This is a genomic window from Leptospira kemamanensis, assembly GCF_004769665.1.
GTDB classification, from domain to species: Bacteria; Spirochaetota; Leptospiria; order Leptospirales; family Leptospiraceae; genus Leptospira_A; species Leptospira_A kemamanensis.
In genome coordinates, this window is sequence record NZ_RQGG01000019.1 from 118,404 (window position 1) to 136,667 (window position 18,264).

Below are 18,264 nucleotides of genomic sequence, written 5' to 3' on the forward strand. Positions count from 1 at the left end.
GATTATTTGGTTTTGTAGATAGAATCAAAGATTCCACCATCTGCAAAATGTTTTTTCTGTGCAGTATCCCAAGTTTCCCCTAAATCGGATAGAGAAAATAATTTCAAATTCGGAAAATCTTTGGCCGAGGATTTTGCGATTTGTGGATCAGTGGGTCTAAAAAAATGTTTTGCGATGATCGTTTGTCCTTCTTTCGTAAATAGAAACCCAATATAAGCTGTGGCTTTTTCTAAATTTCCTTTTTGTGTCGCCGTTTTGGTGACAACAGCAACAGGAGTTTCGGCTCTGATGGACTCAGAAGGATAAATCACTTCTAAACTATTTTTGCCAGATCGTTTTTCTTCCTCTAACGCCAGTTTTGCTTCATTTTCCCAAGTGATGAGAACATCCCCAATTTTGCGATTCACAAATGTAGTGGTGGAACCACGAGCTCCCGTATCGAGAACGGATGTATTTTGGAACAGGGCTTTGACAAATTCACTGGCTTTTTCATCTGACTTAAATTTACGTTTGGCATATCCGTATGCCGCCAAATAATTCCAACGAGCCCCACCACTGGTTTTAGGATTGGGGGTGATGATGGAAATTCCTGGTTTGACAATGTCATCCCAGTTTTTGATTTTCTTCGGATTCGATTTGCGCACTAGGAAAATGATCGTTGAATAATAAGGAGTGCTTTGATTAGGGAATTTGGTTTGCCAATTCGGTTCAATTAACTTCGATTTGCTGGCAATATTATCAATGTCATAAGATAAAGCAAGACTTACCACATCTGCATCGAGACCATCAATGACAGCGCGTGCCTGTTTTCCTGATCCACCATGAGATTGTTGGATCGAAAACTCGGATCCCTTTTTCTCTTCCCATGATTTTAAGAAGGATTTGTTAATTTCTTCATACAATTCCCGAGTAGGATCAAAGGACACGTGAAGAAAACTGGATTCAGCAAACGCGGTTGTGTTGGTCACAATTCCTAAAAAAATGAACAATATGGCAGAAAAACTAGGCTTAGATTGGAGGAATTCGGGTATTTTTTTCATTTTTGCGCCCTTTTGGTTAATAAAACAAACTCATCCTCCAATTTAGTGAATATTTGTCAATGGAAAAACATATGCTTTTTCGGATTCACTTCCCTTTCCCGACATAAACCGAGAAAGGAAGAAGATAATTCTCTCAAGGAAATCTGGGGAAGTTCGATCCTTAAGGGAGAAGGCACCCCAATGAATGTAAACGTTGACAAACAAAACTTAATTCCTTTCCCCCAAGCTGAATTGAGAACAGACAAACGTGATGGTGCCGATAACAACTATTTTGCGGTAAAAGAAAGTTTTGGTGAAATTTTGGAACGTGAATTCCAAATCCATTCGGAGAAACCGACAACACACTCGGAATGGAAACCACTCAGTGCAGATCAAAATTCATACGAAGTTTCCAAAGAAACAACATCCAATCGTGATTTAGAATCCAAACCTTCTTCCGTTTCCGATGTTTCCCAGAAATCAAGTGAATCCACTTCTACTCAAAAATCCAGTGAAGAGGGAGAAGAAGAAACTACAGAGGAAGATGATTTAGATCGTGATGCTTTAGAATATAGCATTGGCATATTATCCAACCAGTCTTTGTTTGGCAAACATCTCCTTCCTGCAAACGAAGCAAACGAATCACTTCAAAAAGAAAAAACCATGGCTCTTTCTCTTCAAAAATCTGCTGAGAAACATAGTATGTACGCTTCTAAAGAATCCAAAAGTTTTTTAGAAGAAACAAAACAATTGGCGGAAAGTCTTCTCAAAATGAATTTTGCCGATTCCAAAGAGAGCCTTTTCAACACCAAACGAACCTTATCTGAAACGAACTCATCCAATCTTGTGATGTTTCCAAACGCACAAAAAAAACTTACAAAAGAAATGGATGGTAAGGACCCAAAGTCAATTACCAATTCCCTTTCACAAAAAAACGAAAATACACCAAGTGCAATGACAGTTGTGAATTCTTTTCTTCCAAAAGACAAAGGGTTTCGTGGTTTGGAATATGATAACCAAACAGAACTAACAACACGAAAAACAGATTCCAAAGGCAAATCTTCTAAAAATGGAAAACAAGATTTGTCTTCCACAGATTCTTTCCTTGAGAAAGAAACTACGAATGTATCGATCACTTCTGATAAAATGATTCGTTCCCTTGGATTCAAAGAAAAAGAATTCCAAAAACAAAACGAAAACAAAAATCAATTTCAAAACGAAAAATTAAAAGCAGATACAACTTTCACAAACCCAGTCCAAACGATTTCCTCTTCCCAAATGGGAGAAGAAAATGGAAAGTCAACGGATGACAAAGGTTCTAGACAAGGTTCGAACTTACATTCGGTGGAAAACAAACTCCATTCGAAAGCAGATGGTGTAAAAACTCTTGAGAGATCAGAAAAACCAAAAGAAACCAATCTAAAACAAAATTTGGATGAACTGATCAAACAAGCGAAGTTTGACATCGTACAAAATGGAAAGTCGAGTGCCGAAATCATCATGAATCCAAAGGAATACGGCCGCCTAACTTTAAAAGTAACCGTAGACGGTGAAAAGGTGGAAGGACGCATTTTGGTGGAATCAGAAGAGTTACAAAAATCTTTACAAAACGAAATCCAAACCATTAAAGAAAATCTAAAGGAATCAGGACTTGATTTACAAGCTCTCATCATTGATTTGTGGGACGATGGAAGTCAGTTTGCTGACAGACAAAACCAAAACGAACTTTACCAAACCCTAATCGAAACCGCAAAAAACCGAGGAAAAATGGACCTTTTGGAAACGGAAGAGGGAATCGATTTAGAGAAAATGGCACCACTCGAAGATTCCAAAGTCTTAGAATTTTTCGCTTAAATCCCAAATAGAAATAAAAATCGAGGACCATATGCCAGACGGAATGTCAGATATCTCTACACAAAATTCAGCAAGAACCAAATACTTCGAAGGGGATCGAAGTTTTAATATCCGAAAACATTTGGATCAATTGGAAAAAGAAGATAAAAGTGGATTAAAGGGAATTGAAATCAGGGAAAAACAAAAAGAGTTAGGGAAGGATGATTTTTTAAAACTTCTTCTCACTCAACTTTCTCACCAAGATCCAACAAACCCCGTGCAAGACAAAGACTTCATTGCGCAGATGGCACAGTTTTCATCACTCGAGCAGATGAAAAACATCTCCTCTGGAATTGCCAGAATGGAATCTAAACAAAGTTATTCGGTCGTAGGAAAAATTGTATCCGGTCCTGATTTAGTGACTGGAGAAGATGTCACTGGTCTTGCCGGTGCGATTCTTTTTGACAACGAAGGCAAAACCTATGTTCGTGTGAACGGTCGTATGCTTGATGTTTCTAAAATTAATTTAATCTCTGATCCAGAGTTATTAAAATCAGAAACACAATTCCAACGCCCAATGAATCCTCCAGAGATTCCGAACAATACGTTAAAAAAACAAGAAGCTTATCAGGATTAATTGAAAAAGGTCGATAAAAAAAGAGAGGATAGAACGTTATGATGAGATCACTTTACTCCGGTGTTTCCGGATTGAAAAACCACCAAGTTAGAATGGATGTTATTGGTAACAACATTTCTAACGTTAACACACATGGATTTAAAACAGAACGAGTAACGTTCCAAGATATGATCTCACAAGAATTGCAAGGTGCATCTGAACCAAACGAAAGGATTGGGGGAACAAACCCAAAACAAGTTGGTCTTGGATCTCTCATTGCTGCGATTGATAAAATCATGACACAAGGTGCTTTACAAACCACTGGAAAAAATACAGACCTTGCCGTTTCAGGAGAAGGATTTTTTGTCGTTAAAGATGGAGACAAACAGTTTTATACTCGTGCTGGTGCCTTCAACGTAGATAAAAATGGTTTTTATGTAAACCCAGCCAATGGGCTCAAAGTGCAAGGTTGGAATTCTAGACTCGATGAATCTGGAAATAAATACATTAACTCAGCAGGATCTCTCGAAGACATCGTGATCCCTCTCTATTCCAAAGAACCTGCTCGTGCGACACAAAACGTAGATTTCCAATCGAACCTCAATGCAAGTGTAGCAGCAGTTCCTCCTGACGCTACAGAAGAAGACATCCAACGTTATATCAATGATCCAGATCCTCGCCAAAGAAGAGGCCATGTAACTTCTATTAATGTGTATGATGAATTAGGAAACACTCGCCAAATGGGTGTGGAATTTTACAAAATGCGTGAAAACGTTTGGAAAATGCGTTTTAAATTAGAAGACTCAAGCCAAGTTTCCGTGGATGTAAGCGGAACTGGTGGGGAAAACACAAGTGTTTCTGGTAATACAGAACTCGAAGTATCCTTCACACCAGATGGTAAAATCATCAGTGTATCGGATGGAGTGGATTCTCAAACGACAGGAAAACTAAAAGCAGACATTTCCTTCCGCATTCCCGGAAATCCAACCGCTCAAAAATTCAGTTTGAATCTTGGGGAAGCAGGACTTGTGGGTGGAATCACACAATTCTCTTCTGACTTCACAACCAAAGCGGTAAAACAAGATGGTTACCCAATGGGTTATATGGAATCTTTTTCCATCGATAACACAGGAACAGTGACTGGTGTTTTCTCTAATGGAGTGCGTCAACCACTAGCAAGAGTCGCTCTTGCCAACTTCACAAACCCAGCAGGTCTCAATAAAGAAGGAGACACAATGTATAGTTCCTCACTGAACTCAGGGGAAGCGAATATTGGGGAAGCAGGAAGCCAAGGTCGTGGAAAAATCAACGCGGGGCTCCTTGAGATGTCAAACGTTGACCTTTCTGACCAGTTCACGGATATGATCGTGACACAACGTGGTTTCCAAGCCAACTCGAGAACCATTGTGACATCTGACCAGATGATCCAAGAAGTCCTCGGTCTCAAACGATAAGAATAGTGGAAGAACGGGGGTAACCCCGTTTTTTCCTTGAGTTCTGCAAAATTCTCAACAAACTAGGTCAAACCAAACCTTTTAGAATTTTGCCAATTGTCACGTTTCCAAAAAAATACTCTCCTCGTTTTTATCCTTCTTGCGGCGATCGCCTACGCCCCGTTATACTATTCAGTCAAACAAGTCATCAAAAAAGAGTCCTTACCGATTACTTTAGAAACACCTGAGACTGTTATTTTTTTTAGTTTAGGTGAGTTTCTTCCGAAAGGGGAAAGTTTTGATCCAAAAACCATTCAAATTTCTAAACAATTGGTCAATGCCCAATTCCAAAAGACAACGGATGCTGTTTATTTAGGAATCCATTCTGAATTGACTCCTGTAAAACAAAATCGTTCCGAGATGATTTTAGAAGGCAAATTCCAATGGGATGTAAAAGGAATTACATTTACACCAAAACTCCGTTATGTGGAGTCCAAATCCACAGCAGAAGGAAAATCGGTCTTTATCAAATACGAAGAACGGGGTACACTCGGATTTGAGATTCAAAATGCACTTACAAATTTATTAGAAGAAACCATTCGATTGAATCGTCTGACAAAACGTATTCCTAAATGGTCACTGCTTTCTAAAGAAGAGATCCTTTCCGAATCAGAATTTGTAAAACTTTCCGAATGGCAAGTGAAATCCAGTTTGGAGGAACGAAAGAGTTTTCTCCAATCCTTACCATTTAAAATCGAATATACGGAATTTTTATGGTACAAACTTCGTTTGGAAAAACAAACGGAAGAGAACCTAAAAGACATATGGAAAGAAGTTGGTTCCAATCCAAAAATCCAATCTCAGTTAAGATTCCATATCGCAAAAAACATATCTGAATTTTATTTTGCAAAAGCAGAATACGCAAAAGCAATTGAATTTGCCAATGCTGCCAAACGAGAAAAAGAAAATTCAAAACTAGTGTTCCATAGTGAGTATGCCGATACCATTTCCTTACTTGGTAAAAGTTTGGTCTTAGATGGAAAAAAAGAAGAAGCCATCTTTTATTTGACATCGGCTAAAAAAATCTATGAAACATTGGGATTAACTCTCGATCCAATGGGAATTGAGAATTCCTATTTTTATGGATTATTGCTTCATGATTTGAACCAACTTGAACTATCTGCGTATGAACTTTCAGGGATCCAAGGAAAACTGGGTAATGTCTACCAGTCCATTTATTTGGATTATAATTTAGCCTTAGTGTTATACAAATTAGGTCGGTATGAAGGGGCGATTTCTCTTTTACAAGAACAACGAAAGAAAATTTTTGAAACTTCCATACCTAATTTCGACATTGCCTTACAATCTTTATTATTATATGGTGCAGCACAGTATGCAGAAGGCAATTGGAGTATCACAAAATCCATTTGGGAATCTATCTTAAATGCCAAATCAACTTATGCCATCGAAGACAAACTGTATTACCGACAAACTCTATTTAACCTAAGTATATTATCCTTACAAAGAAAGAATTTAGAACAGTCGGAAACTTTTTATAAACAATATGTAAAACTATCTCCTTATGGACAAATCCTGCCACTTCCCACAGATGCAAGTTTTGAAATCGGAAAGGTGGTTTATCCGTATACATGGTCTTATCCAAATGGTAGTCTTTTTTCTGACTTAGAAGAAAAAACCATCCGTTCTTATACGGGACGTTATCTCTTTCAAACCCAAGATGAAGAAATTCGCGCAAGAACCTATGAAAATCGATTGGAAGATACCAATTTATTTTTAGATGATTTATTAAATCCATCGGCTTATCTTTCCAAACCCATGCTCATTCTCAGAAAATCACTGTTTGGTGATCTGAAATTACATGAAAGAGGAAATCAAATTGTATTTTTAGACATAGGCCCTGCTTTAAATCATCCAGAATACCCAGGAGTCACTTCGCAAGCAGTAGCCAAACATTTTCCTAAAATGGAAGTCGTACTTTGGGAACTTCCTGGGGAAGTGGATTTGTTTTTGAAAAAAGTAAAAACAGAACTCAAAGAAAAATTATATGGGTTTTCCAATATTCGCATCCTTTCTGCAGATGGAGTCGGGGATTTCCAAACTGAATACAATGACCCCAATCATTGGATCCTAAGAAATCGTCCCATCCCAAACCTGAAACACAAAACAATTGTGATCCGAGCGGCGAATTCCATAGATATTTATGAACCTTATACAAAAATCCAACCTCATTTTCAAATCTTAGGCAAAGAATTAAAAGACAATCCTGTATTGTATTTTTTCAATCGAAGTATCCTCTTAAAACCAAAAGGAAAAGAGAAGTTTATCCTCATTGGAAATCAGTCCATCCGAGGGTTTCATCATAATTTCCAAAGCCTAGACCGAAATGGGGAGCCACCTTATTCCATCCTTCCTTTCAGTATCAGTGATGAGGTGATGCCATGATTTCATTAGAAATAGATTTCCTTTTCTTTTTGATTTCGTTAGTATTAGTATTCAAATGTTTTCGGTCGGTTACCCTTCCAGAAGAGAAACAACTGTTACTCCTCTACTGGGTGGCAAATTTAATCCTAACGGTTTTGCTTTTAATCAGTCTTTCGCGTTTGGGAGTGAATATCACTGGTTGGAAAACAAAGTCTTTATTTCGAATTCTAACCATTTCTAATTTGGTATCCTTTTTCACCTATAATGCGTTAGAAGATCGGATTTTTTCGTTTCGTCGCAGTGTTGGATTTGCTATTACCTTAGTTTTGTATTTGTTTTTTGGTTCTTTTTTTTATTGGATCCAAATCTTCCAAACAGGTCTCCATGCAGAAGACAAATCTCTCCTTTTACCCTTCACCATTTCGTTAGGAGCATTTGTTTGGTCACGGGAGATGTTTTGGACCCATCCCAAAACAACCGAATCAAAGTTAGCGGATGACTTTCTAGGGCAATTTGGATTTCTTTTTTTACCTTCATTTCTTTTACTTCTATCTCCTTTTTCCTCGAATTATGAATTTGTAGAAATCCTTTCATCGGCGGTGATTTTGGGACTCTCCTCTTTGCTCGGGTTCACTTTGGTCTCCCAAATCCTAAAGGTTACCTACCTGAGTGAAGCGGAGATCGGCATGTGGATCGGAACTATTAGTTTCTCCTCCGTTTTGGGAATTGATTTACTTCTGGGACTTCCCATTGCCTTTTTTGTGGGCATGATGGGTCGTGGGCTCTACTTTCTTTTGGATACACTGGATTGGTCTAGTTCAGGGAAACGAGGAGTGGTATCCTTTTTGTTTCCATCTGTTCTTGGTGTTTTTTTACCATTTTTACTCCTCGAACCAAAAGATTGGAGCCATGCACCCTATGTCTTGTTAGGAGTCCAAGTTCTTTATTTTTTAAGTTTTTATCTCATTTCCAGTTTGGTTTTTGGTATTCTTTTACTTTGTAAACCGAAGACAGATTAAATTTTTGAAAAAACAATCGACAGTGAATTTTTTGCTGTCGATAGTATTTCTGTGAACCAAGCTTTGGATTCGAAATACATCATCACGGATGACCCTTTTTTTGAAGGTAAAATTGCCGATTATTCTAAAAAACTCAAAACCAAGGTTCTCACTCTCGCTGAATTACTAACTACAGATTTTGATTCCCAAGGAAAAATCATCCAAGTTTTGTTTTACATTTCACGTTACGAGTTAGAAAACAAACACGAACAAATCCACCAATTTTTAAAAGAACATCCCACGGTCATGTCCAATATCATCGTCCGTGCTCCGATCGACTACACAGGTTATATGGCATTGTCCATCGAAGAAGATTTATTTTTTACAAATGTTCCTGATGATGCACCATTAATTTTTCTGATCAAAAATTTGGTGAATGCATTTACCAGCTTACAGATGATTGTGGATAAGTTTGAACTTCAGAAACGAATCAATGTTTCCACAAACGAAATCTCTAAACTAACAAAAATCGGTATTAGTCTTGCCAATGAAAAAGATTTCACAAAATTACTTCGTGATATTTTGAATTCTGCTCGTGAGATTTCCAACTCCGATTCAGGCTCTTTGTATTTGGTAGAAAAAGACGAAAGGGGAAATCCAAGAAATTTACGATTTAAAATTTCCGCATTGGATTTGAGTAGCGATGAATTCATCCTACCCATCAACAAAAAAAGTATCGCTGGTTATGTGGCGTTTACAGGTAAACAATTAAACATTCCCAATGTTTACGAACTTTCTGGCAAAGAAGAATACAAATTCAATAGCGACTTTGATCGCATGAGTAATTATTATTCAAAATCCATGTTGGTGGTTCCCATGAAAGACCACCATGACGAAGTCGTTGGTGTGATTCAACTCATCAACAGGAAAAAGAATTTTCAAACGAAACTCAGTTTAGAGGAAATGAAAACCAACTCTGTTTTGGAATATGACAAATATTCCGAAGAACTGGTGATGGCTGTGGCGGGACAAGCGGCAGTTGCCATCCAAAACAATAATTTGGTTCATGACATTGAAACTCTATTTGAAGGTTTTGTCACAGCGAGTGTATCCGCAATTGAATCAAGGGACCCAACAACATCAGGTCACTCCTTTCGAGTGGCCCAATACACGGTAGGACTTGCCGAATCAGTAAATGGGGTGCAAGTAGGTCGCTTTAAGGACGTCAATTTTAATGAATCCCAAATCAAAGAAATTCGTTACGCTTCCTTATTACACGATTTTGGAAAAGTTGGTGTTCGCGAAAAAGTTTTAGTTAAGGCAAAAAAATTAGAAGATTATGAATTAGATCTCATTCGTTGGCGATTTCAGTTTATATTAAAAGATGTCGAAGCGAAACTTGCACAAAAGAAAATTGAATACTTAAAAAAACATGGTAACAACGGTTATCCTCAGTTTGAAAAATCAATCCAGTTGGAATATGCCTTAGAAAAAGAAAAGTTGGAAGAGATGGTGCGTGTCATCACAGATTCCAATGAACCAACCATTTTGGAAGAAGGGAATTCAAACTTTTTAGAAGAGATTTCTAAGATGAGTTACCATACAACAGAAGGGAATCAGTTGAGTTTACTGCTTCCCAAAGAATTTAATTTTTTATCGATTCGACGAGGTTCTTTAGATTTTGAAGAACGAAGAGAAATCGAATCCCATGTGGAACATACCTTTCAATTTTTATCCAAAATTCCTTGGACAAGAGAACTCAAAATGGTTCCAAGCATTGCCCATGGCCACCATGAAAAATTAAATGGATCGGGATACCCTCGTGGATTGTCTGCCGTTGAGATCCCCGTCCAAGCGAAAATGATGGCAATCGCTGATATTTTTGATGCTCTGACGGACCAAGACCGCCCTTATAAAAAAGCAGTCCCACTGGAACGTGCCTTTGATATTTTGAAAATGGAAGTCCGTGACCAACACATTGATGGGGATCTCCTCGATCTCTTTATTGAGAGTCGGGCCTACGAAAAAATTCAGCACAAACATTAGAAAAAACAGGAAAAAAAGTTCGTCTTTTAAGGCACCTCCGAAACTTCTGTGTCTAAGCATTAGGAGGAGACATGAACCAAACTTTAAAAGGTCGCACGGTGATCATCACTGGGATTACAGATGCGTCCTCTCTCGCATTGATTATAGCCAAAGAATGTAAAGACCAAGGTGCCAAACTCATTTGCACAGGACTTGGGAAAACCCCATTCCATAAAAATTTATCAGAAAACAGTATTAATTTTTTAGACCGCACTTATTCTGATTTCCAAAACACCGTCAAAAAAGAGTTAGGTGACGATGTAATCACTTTCCCACTCGATGTGACAATCCAAGAAAGTATTGATTCCTTTGGAGATTTCCTGAAGGAAAAACAGGAAACCATTCATTCTTTATTACATTCCATCGCTATGGACAAAACCATCCGCCAAGGGAAAGTAAAACCGATCATGACTGTCTCCAGAGAAGAATTTATGGATGCGATGAATGTATCTTCCTTTTCCTTACTTGCAATTGTACAAAGCCTTTACAACCGAAATCTTTTGTCAAAGGGTGCCTCTATTGTTGCTCTCAGTTATCTTGGAGCCGAAAAAGTTGTTGTACACCCTTACAAAAACATTGGTGTTGCAAAAGCTGCCTTAGAACGCCTTGTGAAAGAAATGGCGATGGAACTCGGAAAAGAAAAAGAAATTCAAGTGAATGCGATCCGATTTTCTCCGTATCGTGCCAGTAAAGCTGGATCTGCAATTGAAGGTTTGGAAGAAGCGGAAATCCATTGCCACACTTCTTCTCCATTAGGAAATGCGAGAGCAAAAGACCTAGCGGAAGAAGTGTGTTATCTCTTTCGCCCTTCCAATCGCATTACAGGAGAAATCCGACATGTGGATGGAGGATATCACATACGAGGATAAAATGAAATCCGTGGGTTAACCAAAGTTTTGTTTGACGAGTTGCACAAAATGGTTCCCACGTTCTTCAAAGTTTTTATACAAATCGAAACTGGCCCCTGCTGGTGAAAAAATCACTGTCAGGGATTCCACTTTGCCCATTTCTTTTTCATTTTTAATCTTTTTTAAGATCTCTGATTTTAATCCTACAAGTAAAGTAGGTAAATCTTCAAAATAAAATACGGGTAAACCCATTTCGTTCAGTTCTTTGTTCCAAACTTCTTTTGCTTTTCCAAACACATACAACGGACATTCCAATTCTTTCCATCGTTTGAGAAAAGGTTCTAAAGGTTCTACTTTGGGAATCCCACCTAATAGTAGATATATGGAATTTTCTTTTTGAAACCCTGAGATTCCTGATAACATAGAATGTAGATTCGTTGATTTGGAATCATTGATAAAACGAACCAGTTTGTAATCGGGATGTAAGATTTCTGAATCTATAGATTGGAATCGATGAGGCAAACCGTGGAAAGTTTCCAATTGAGATTGTATATCCTTTGGATCCATTCCCACTGTTTCGGCAAGAGCAATGGCAAAACATAAATTCATTAAGTTATGTTTACCCTTTAATGGAAATTTTTCCGCATCATATACAAAAGTTTTTGTATGAACTTGATTTGGATTTTGACTCACAAAATACGATTCATTTTCTCCAATACAATGTAGAAAATCTGAGTTTGGTTTCGGGAAAGGTGTATATTTAAAAAAATTCGGATTCACAAAACATTGGTGATGGACATCTAACAAATTTTGAATTTTCCATTTTGCGAGAGCATAGGCTTCCATTGTTTTATGTCTTTCTAAATGGTCAGATGCTAAATTTAAAATCGCCGATGCCGTTAACTCTAAGTTAGGTGAATCATCTAGTTGGTAACTTGATAATTCTAAAACAACAACCTCAATGTCTTCTTGGCAAAACGAAGTAAAGGGAACACCTATGTTTCCACCCATCTTCGCTTTCGGAAATTTTTTTTGCAATAAGTGATGGGTTAGAGCGGTTGTGGTTGATTTCCCATCTGTTCCTGTGATGCCGATGATTTTTCCTTTGAAGAAAATTCTTCCTAAACAAATTTCACTTAAAGTCGGAATTTGTTTTTGTTTCGCCAACTCTAAGATGGGATGGTCTGGAAGGATTCCTGGGCTTTTGATGATACAATCTATGCCTTCTAATGACTCATGTGGCACATTGTCTGACAAAATCTTTGTATACAATTCAGAGTTTGCTTTTTCGGGAAATTTGTCTGCAAGTGATACTTTTTTTCCAAGGGAAAGCAGGAGTTTTGCCGCGGAATCACCAGAAGATCCACCCCCTAAAATCAGGAAGGAGTGTAGTTTGTTTAGGTCTTCGGGGCTAGGGATGGAATTGGAAAACATTGATTGACACTCCGCTAAAATACGATGATTTTGTAAAATCATATCAGGTTGGGTAAATCGGTGCTGAAACACGAAGTGAAAGACGGAAAACTAGTCGTATATTTGGAAGGTCGATTGGACGTTTCTGTGGCAAATGAAGTGGAAGAGGGACTTACAGAACTCATTGATTCTTTAGGTCATAGAAAGGTTCTCCTCAACATGAAAGACGTTGAGTATATGTCTTCGTCCGGATTTCGCGCATGTATTTCTACATTACGTAAACTCAACTCGAAAGAGGGATTTCTAAAGATCTCCAATATCAAACCAGCTGTGAAACGGATTTTTGACGTCATCGAACTCACTTCTTTATTCGATATTTATGATACAGAAGAAGCAGCGTTAAAATCATTTTAACCAATCGCTTTGAATCCTATTTTACATAAAATTGTAGAAACAAAACATTCCGAAATCAAAGAAAGTCGTGGGAGATCTTTGCCCACGCGAAAGATTCCGATTCGAGATTGGAAATCCCACCTCAAAACAAGTTCTGTTTCCGTCATTGCTGAGTGCAAAAAAGGAAGCCCCAGTGCGGGAATCCTGAGACCATCTTATGATCCAGTCACCATTGCCAAAGAATACGAAAATGCGGGGGCAGGTGCCATTTCCGTTCTCACGGATGAAGAGTATTTTTTTGGTTCTTTGCGTGATTTAGAATCAGTAGCCAGTGCTGTTTCTCTCCCTGTCATCAGAAAGGATTTTATTTTGGATCCCATTCAAATTGATGAAGCTTATGCTTTTGGTGCCTCAGCCATTTTACTCATTGTCCGTATTCTAACACCAACCGAATTAGAATCTCTTCTCAAACATGCACATCAATTGGGACTATCTGTCCTCGTGGAAACCCATAATGAAAAGGAAGTTTTTGTGGCACTCGACGCAGGCGCAACCACCATCGGGATCAACACAAGAGATTTAGATACATTCCAAATCCATAAAAATCTAATTGAGGAAATTGCCCCGAAACTCGACCCATCGATCATCCGAGTCGCAGAATCTGGAATTGAATCGTTTGAGGATTGGCAAAAATACATGGGAATGATTGATTCTATGTTAGTTGGAACATATTTTATGAAAAGCCCGAACATTTCCCGCGATTTCCACTCCCTTTTACACGGAACAAAGTCAATTTAAACACTTAAAAATAAACGAAATCATTCCAAGAAAAGGAAAGATTTTAAGGTTGTTTTAAATTGCATTTCCCAATTCATTTGGAGGTTAGTAGAACCCTTTATGAGTTGGAAGTCAATATTTCAGGTCATCTTCTTATTCTGTATTTATATTGGTACAGCCAAATTAGGAATGTCTTATTTTGCCTTCCATCCAATGAATTTAGCGGTTCTTTGGATACCTTCGGGTATTGGTCTGATTGGCTGTTTATTTTTTGGTTATCGATTCATCCCATTTGTATGGTTAGCTAGTTTCCTTGCAAACAAAGATGGTCTCATCAGTAGCCAACACAATCTTTCTCTGTTTCAAGTTTATTTGAGTATTTGTCTCACTGCTTCAGTGGATGCATTCCAATCCACACTTTCTTATTTCTTTTGGAATTTAAAGATTCGTAAAAATCTGACTTCTACAAAAGATAATTTTTATTTTATCCTATATGTTGCTTTTTTATCAAGTTTAGTTTCGATTTTGATTCTTGGTGTAATTTTAGATTCGTTTGGTTATTTTGATAAACTAAGTGATGCTGAAATTTTCAGAACGTTACTTGTCATTACTTTTGGTGATACCATCGGCATTTTCATCACTGTTCCCATGTTTATGGCCTGGAGGAAGATGGGTTGGAAAGATATCTCACCACCTCTTTTGTTATGGCTCGTTATTTTTGTTTCCATTCAAGGCATCATCGTTTATCAATTTCCTTTTTTATTCTTTTTATCATTTTTAATTTTAATTTATATTGGTTATCGATTTCAAATCAAAGGGATCACTCTTGGTGTGTTTGTTTTATACTTATCGAGTGTATTTATGACCAAGATGGGAGTTGGTCCCTTTATCCAACCTGGTATCTTTGATTCTTATATTTATCTGATTTCTTTTCTCATTCCGTTTGCTATCCTTGCTGAGTTTATCACCTTACAATACCAAAGACTTCTTGCGAATCGTTTTGAATTGGAAAAAAAGGTGTTGGATCGTACCAAATTATTAAGAGCACAAGTCTATGAGAAAAACCAAGCCATTGATGCCTTACACAAATCTGAAACTTTATTAAGTGAATCCAATCGCACGAAAGATGTATTTTTCTCGATCATTGCTCATGATTTAAGAAATCCACTTGGTTCATTCAAACAAATTACTGAACTTTTGTATTCAGAGTTTGATTCGTATTCCAATGAAGAAAAAAAAGATACCATATTTGAGATACAAAAAGCAGCTTCTCGAGTGTATAGCCTTCTCGAACAACTTCTGGATTGGGCAAGGACACAAACTGGTAATATGCCTTTTCGCCCCAAGGAAATCAATTTAAGGAAAATTGTATCCAGTATCTCCGAACAGATGTTAGTTCCGATTCAGAAAAAAGGAATCCAGTTGCTTATTGAGATTCCAGAGAAGTTTTCTTTCGTTTATGCTGATTCCGAAATGATCCAAGCTGTGCTTAGAAATTTGATTTCCAATTCGATCAAATTCACTAGAGAAAATGGACTCATCAAAATCTCCGCTTCCGAAGAGGAAGATGGGGTGCGGATTGAATGTATGGACAATGGAGTGGGCATGGATAGTGCCGATTTGGAAAAATTATTCCGTTTGGATGCACAATTGACAAGTATTGGTTTGGAAGGGGAAAAGGGAACGGGTTTAGGACTGATTTTATGCCATGAATTGATCAAATTGCATGGGGGAGAGATTTGGGCAAAAAGTGAAAAGGGGAAAGGAACAACCATTAGTTTCCGATTGCCAGATCCGAAATAAAGGTTTAAAATTTAGTTTTTATAATCTAATGATTAATGTTTGGTGATGGAATTTGATTTGTTTTGGTAGGGCAAATATACAATAAATTTCGTATTCCCTTTTGTTGAAATCACGTCGATGATCCCTTTGTGTTTTTCTATGATTTGTTTCGAGATGTACAAACCAAGTCCAGTCCCTTGTCCGATGGGTTTCGTTGTAAAAAATGGATCAAAAATTTTGTCCAAAATTTCTTTTGGTACTCCAGGACCTGAATCTTCAATACTCACATAGGCAAACTCTTTATTTTTCAAAATGGTTTGGTTGATTTCAATGATGAGTTTTCCTTTTCCATTCATAGATTGAATCGCATTTTGGATCATATTGGTCCAAACTTGGTTTAATTCATCTGGATAACATTCGATAGGTGGAATTTCCACAAAATTTGTTTTTAACTCAATTCCATGTTTTATCGATCCTTGTAAGATGGTCAAAATTTGTTGTAAAGAATCAGCAAGATGGATGGTTTTGATTTCTGCTTTAGGATCAAAATGGGTAAAGTTTTTAAGAGCTTGGGCAATTTTGATCGCACGGTTCGCTGCTGTTTGGATGGCATTTGTTCCTTGTAAAATACTCACTATTTTTTCTGCCAACAGCACTAAAGAAATCGAATTGAACCTGCTTAAGATTTGGATCCAATCTTCTGGAATGTCTTTGATTCCTACATTGATGAATACATCTGCATACTGGTCGCTATAGGAAATTTGTTTTTCCTTTAGAATTTCCAAGAACTCAGCTTTTTTATGACGATACTCGATACCTGATGGTAATTCTTTTTCTAGGACTGCCTGTTCGACTAATGAGAGTATAAAAGGATAACTGTTTTTTTGAATGGATTCCAGATTTGGTATTTGTCTAAAAAAATCGGATACATTATCTTTGATGGAATCACTCGTAAGGATCACTGCGCTTAAAGGGGAATTGATTTCGTGAGCAACACTTGTCACCGTCATACCAATCGAAGATAGTTTTTCTGATTGGATCAATTGGAATAATACATCTTTAAATTTGATCTCTGCTGAAACAATTTCTCCCGATATATGTTTGGATAAAAAAAGAGATTGGAAAAAAACAAATAATAACAATCCAATATTTAAATACATTTGCCCTGGTTTGTGTAACAAAGTGAGTATGATATCATTGGAAGCAGCAATAATGAGTAAGATCACAGACAATCCCAGGTAAATGGAACCAGATCGTTTGTCTTTCAGGTAACGAAAGATTAAATAAAAGATCAAAAGGAGAGCTAAGATAACCAAACATAGAACCACAAAATGGTAACGGCTAATGGATTGTAAACTTCCAAAGATAGTATTTAGGATAGGTATGAGTAAAACAAGGGAATATCCATAAACCAAGCTATGGTGGATGTATTCTTTAGTTAAACAATGGATGTACAAGAGGCCGCAGATCACACCAGTGTATTCTGAAAAAAGATCAATGCGATAGATAAGCTCACCGTATTCTTTTCCGAGAACTAAAAATAAGCTTTGTGTCCCGGTCACTAATATTTGAAAAAACATAAGAATACAGAATAAAAAAAAGTATAATGAACCTTTCACTTTTCGCCGTGTGAAATAAATTCCAAGTTGGTACAATCCCAAAAAAAATAGGCCTCCAGCAAGTATGGTTTCTTTTAACTGAGATATTCTGATGGACTTTTCAATAGAATCTTCTGATCCTAAAATGGGAGCAATGCGTAAGCCACCCCATTTGTAAAAGCGATTTTTGACAAATAACGTAAGTTTGATGGATGATTGGTCCGTTGGTTTTAAGGTGAACAATTTCGGCATACGATCAAGAGGGCTATTCTCGTCTTCTAAGGAACCAAATTCACCAATGAGTTCAGAATCTTGGAAAAGTTTGCAATCAGAATGAATGGCAAGTAGATGAACTGCGATCTGTGATTTTTCTTTAGGGAGCTTAATTGTGATTTGGTAGGTGCCTATTTCTAAACCTTCTTCTTTCGTTGCCTTGAGAAGCGCATTCCAATTTGGCATATCAGGAATGGAAACAAAGATACTTTCTTGTGATGGGACGAGTAAAAAAACTCCAGGTGTAAAAATCCATTCTCCATACAAAGGGAAAGGTTTTTCGGTTCTAAAATCGTATTCGGTTAAATCCAAATTTCCTTGGATGATCCTTGGGTTTGTTTGTTTTTCTCCTAAACATGAGAAAATGAAAGTGATACTAAAGAATAATAAAATCTTCGTATATACTTTCATTGTTTCTTACTTTTAACCCTACTTAGAATTGCCCATTAACAGACTTGATTCCAAAGAATGGTCAAGTAATAATTTCACATTTCTTGTTTTGGGAGATTTCTAAAATAGGAATAGTGGCGAGTAACGTGTATTAGTTCAGTGGCGTGCCGTAGAATGGTCAATTAGGAAATAAAAACAATTCATTCTATTCTCGAATTTTGTTTGGATGTGAGTGATTTGATTTTTTTCTTTTCCTTTTTATGGGAAAAAAACTGAAAAAAACAGGAAGAATCCGGGACAATTTTTACAATAGTTGGTTGACTTGTAGTGTACATTCCCAATGATGGTGAAACGGTGATTGAGT

12 protein-coding genes and 1 pseudogene are annotated in these 18,264 nt (G+C 37.2%); 10 read left to right on the top strand and 3 right to left on the bottom strand.

The genetic code is table 11. From position 1 onward, the window contains the following. Window positions 1-2: 2 nt before the first annotated feature. Window positions 3-1,040 carry a sulfate ABC transporter substrate-binding protein gene (locus tag EHQ59_RS08160; RefSeq protein ID WP_135619128.1) on the bottom strand — a complete coding sequence of 346 codons (1,038 nt, stop codon included), beginning with the start codon at window positions 1,038-1,040 and terminating at the stop codon, window positions 3-5. Between the two features lie 180 nt (window positions 1,041-1,220). On the opposite strand from EHQ59_RS08160, the gene EHQ59_RS08165 reads away from it, so the two are divergent. The 7 genes and pseudogenes from EHQ59_RS08165 to EHQ59_RS08195 all read left to right on the top strand — a co-directional run bounded on the left by EHQ59_RS08165 (window position 1,221) and on the right by EHQ59_RS08195 (window position 11,295). Further along, a complete protein-coding gene (locus EHQ59_RS08165) occupies window positions 1,221-2,873 on the top strand; it encodes a flagellar hook-length control protein FliK (RefSeq protein WP_135619131.1) in 1,653 nt (550 codons plus the stop codon). A gap of 43 nt (window positions 2,874-2,916) precedes the next feature. Further along, window positions 2,917-3,411: pseudogene (locus tag EHQ59_RS08170) on the top strand (flagellar hook capping FlgD N-terminal domain-containing protein); the annotation flags it as partial. Between the two features lie 116 nt (window positions 3,412-3,527). Beyond that, window positions 3,528-4,922, top strand: a complete 1,395-nt coding sequence (flgE, locus tag EHQ59_RS08175) for a flagellar hook protein FlgE (RefSeq protein WP_135619135.1) — start codon at window positions 3,528-3,530, stop codon at window positions 4,920-4,922. Window positions 4,923-5,018: 96 nt separating this feature from the next. After that, window positions 5,019-7,364: a tetratricopeptide repeat protein gene (locus EHQ59_RS08180; RefSeq protein ID WP_135619137.1), complete on the top strand. Its 2,346-nt coding sequence runs from the start codon at window positions 5,019-5,021 to the stop codon at window positions 7,362-7,364. Beyond that, a complete protein-coding gene (locus tag EHQ59_RS08185) occupies window positions 7,361-8,362 on the top strand; it encodes a hypothetical protein (RefSeq protein ID WP_135619139.1) in 1,002 nt (333 codons plus the stop codon). The genes EHQ59_RS08180 and EHQ59_RS08185 overlap by 4 nt, the downstream gene beginning before the upstream one ends. Window positions 8,363-8,413: 51 nt before the next feature. Next, window positions 8,414-10,387 (top strand): HD domain-containing phosphohydrolase, encoded by a 1,974-nt coding sequence (locus EHQ59_RS08190; protein ID WP_425270132.1) that lies wholly within the window; start codon window positions 8,414-8,416, stop codon window positions 10,385-10,387. Between the two features lie 71 nt (window positions 10,388-10,458). After that, window positions 10,459-11,295, top strand: coding sequence for an enoyl-ACP reductase FabI (locus EHQ59_RS08195; protein ID WP_135619143.1), 837 nt, complete (start codon window positions 10,459-10,461; stop codon window positions 11,293-11,295). A 15-nt stretch (window positions 11,296-11,310) separates the two neighbouring features. Here the strand turns inward: EHQ59_RS08195 and murD are convergent, their stop codons facing one another. Continuing rightward, window positions 11,311-12,708, bottom strand: a complete 1,398-nt coding sequence (gene murD, locus EHQ59_RS08200) for a UDP-N-acetylmuramoyl-L-alanine--D-glutamate ligase (RefSeq protein ID WP_135619145.1) — start codon at window positions 12,706-12,708, stop codon at window positions 11,311-11,313. A gap of 60 nt (window positions 12,709-12,768) precedes the next feature. Here murD and EHQ59_RS08205 point away from each other — a divergent pair, with 60 nt between their 5' ends. The 3 genes from EHQ59_RS08205 to EHQ59_RS08215 all read left to right on the top strand — a co-directional run bounded on the left by EHQ59_RS08205 (window position 12,769) and on the right by EHQ59_RS08215 (window position 15,660). Then, entirely contained in the window at window positions 12,769-13,101 is a 333-nt protein-coding gene (locus EHQ59_RS08205; protein WP_135619147.1) for an STAS domain-containing protein, read from the top strand. 9 nt (window positions 13,102-13,110) lie between these two features. Continuing rightward, a complete protein-coding gene (locus EHQ59_RS08210) occupies window positions 13,111-13,878 on the top strand; it encodes an indole-3-glycerol-phosphate synthase (protein WP_135619150.1) in 768 nt (255 codons plus the stop codon). A gap of 99 nt (window positions 13,879-13,977) precedes the next feature. After that, window positions 13,978-15,660, top strand: coding sequence for a sensor histidine kinase (locus tag EHQ59_RS08215; RefSeq protein WP_135619153.1), 1,683 nt, complete (start codon window positions 13,978-13,980; stop codon window positions 15,658-15,660). A 32-nt stretch (window positions 15,661-15,692) separates the two neighbouring features. Here EHQ59_RS08215 and EHQ59_RS08220 read toward each other — a convergent pair whose 3' ends face one another. Then, window positions 15,693-17,921 carry an ATP-binding protein gene (locus tag EHQ59_RS08220; RefSeq protein ID WP_135619155.1) on the bottom strand — a complete coding sequence of 743 codons (2,229 nt, stop codon included), beginning with the start codon at window positions 17,919-17,921 and terminating at the stop codon, window positions 15,693-15,695. Window positions 17,922-18,264 lie beyond the last annotated feature (343 nt).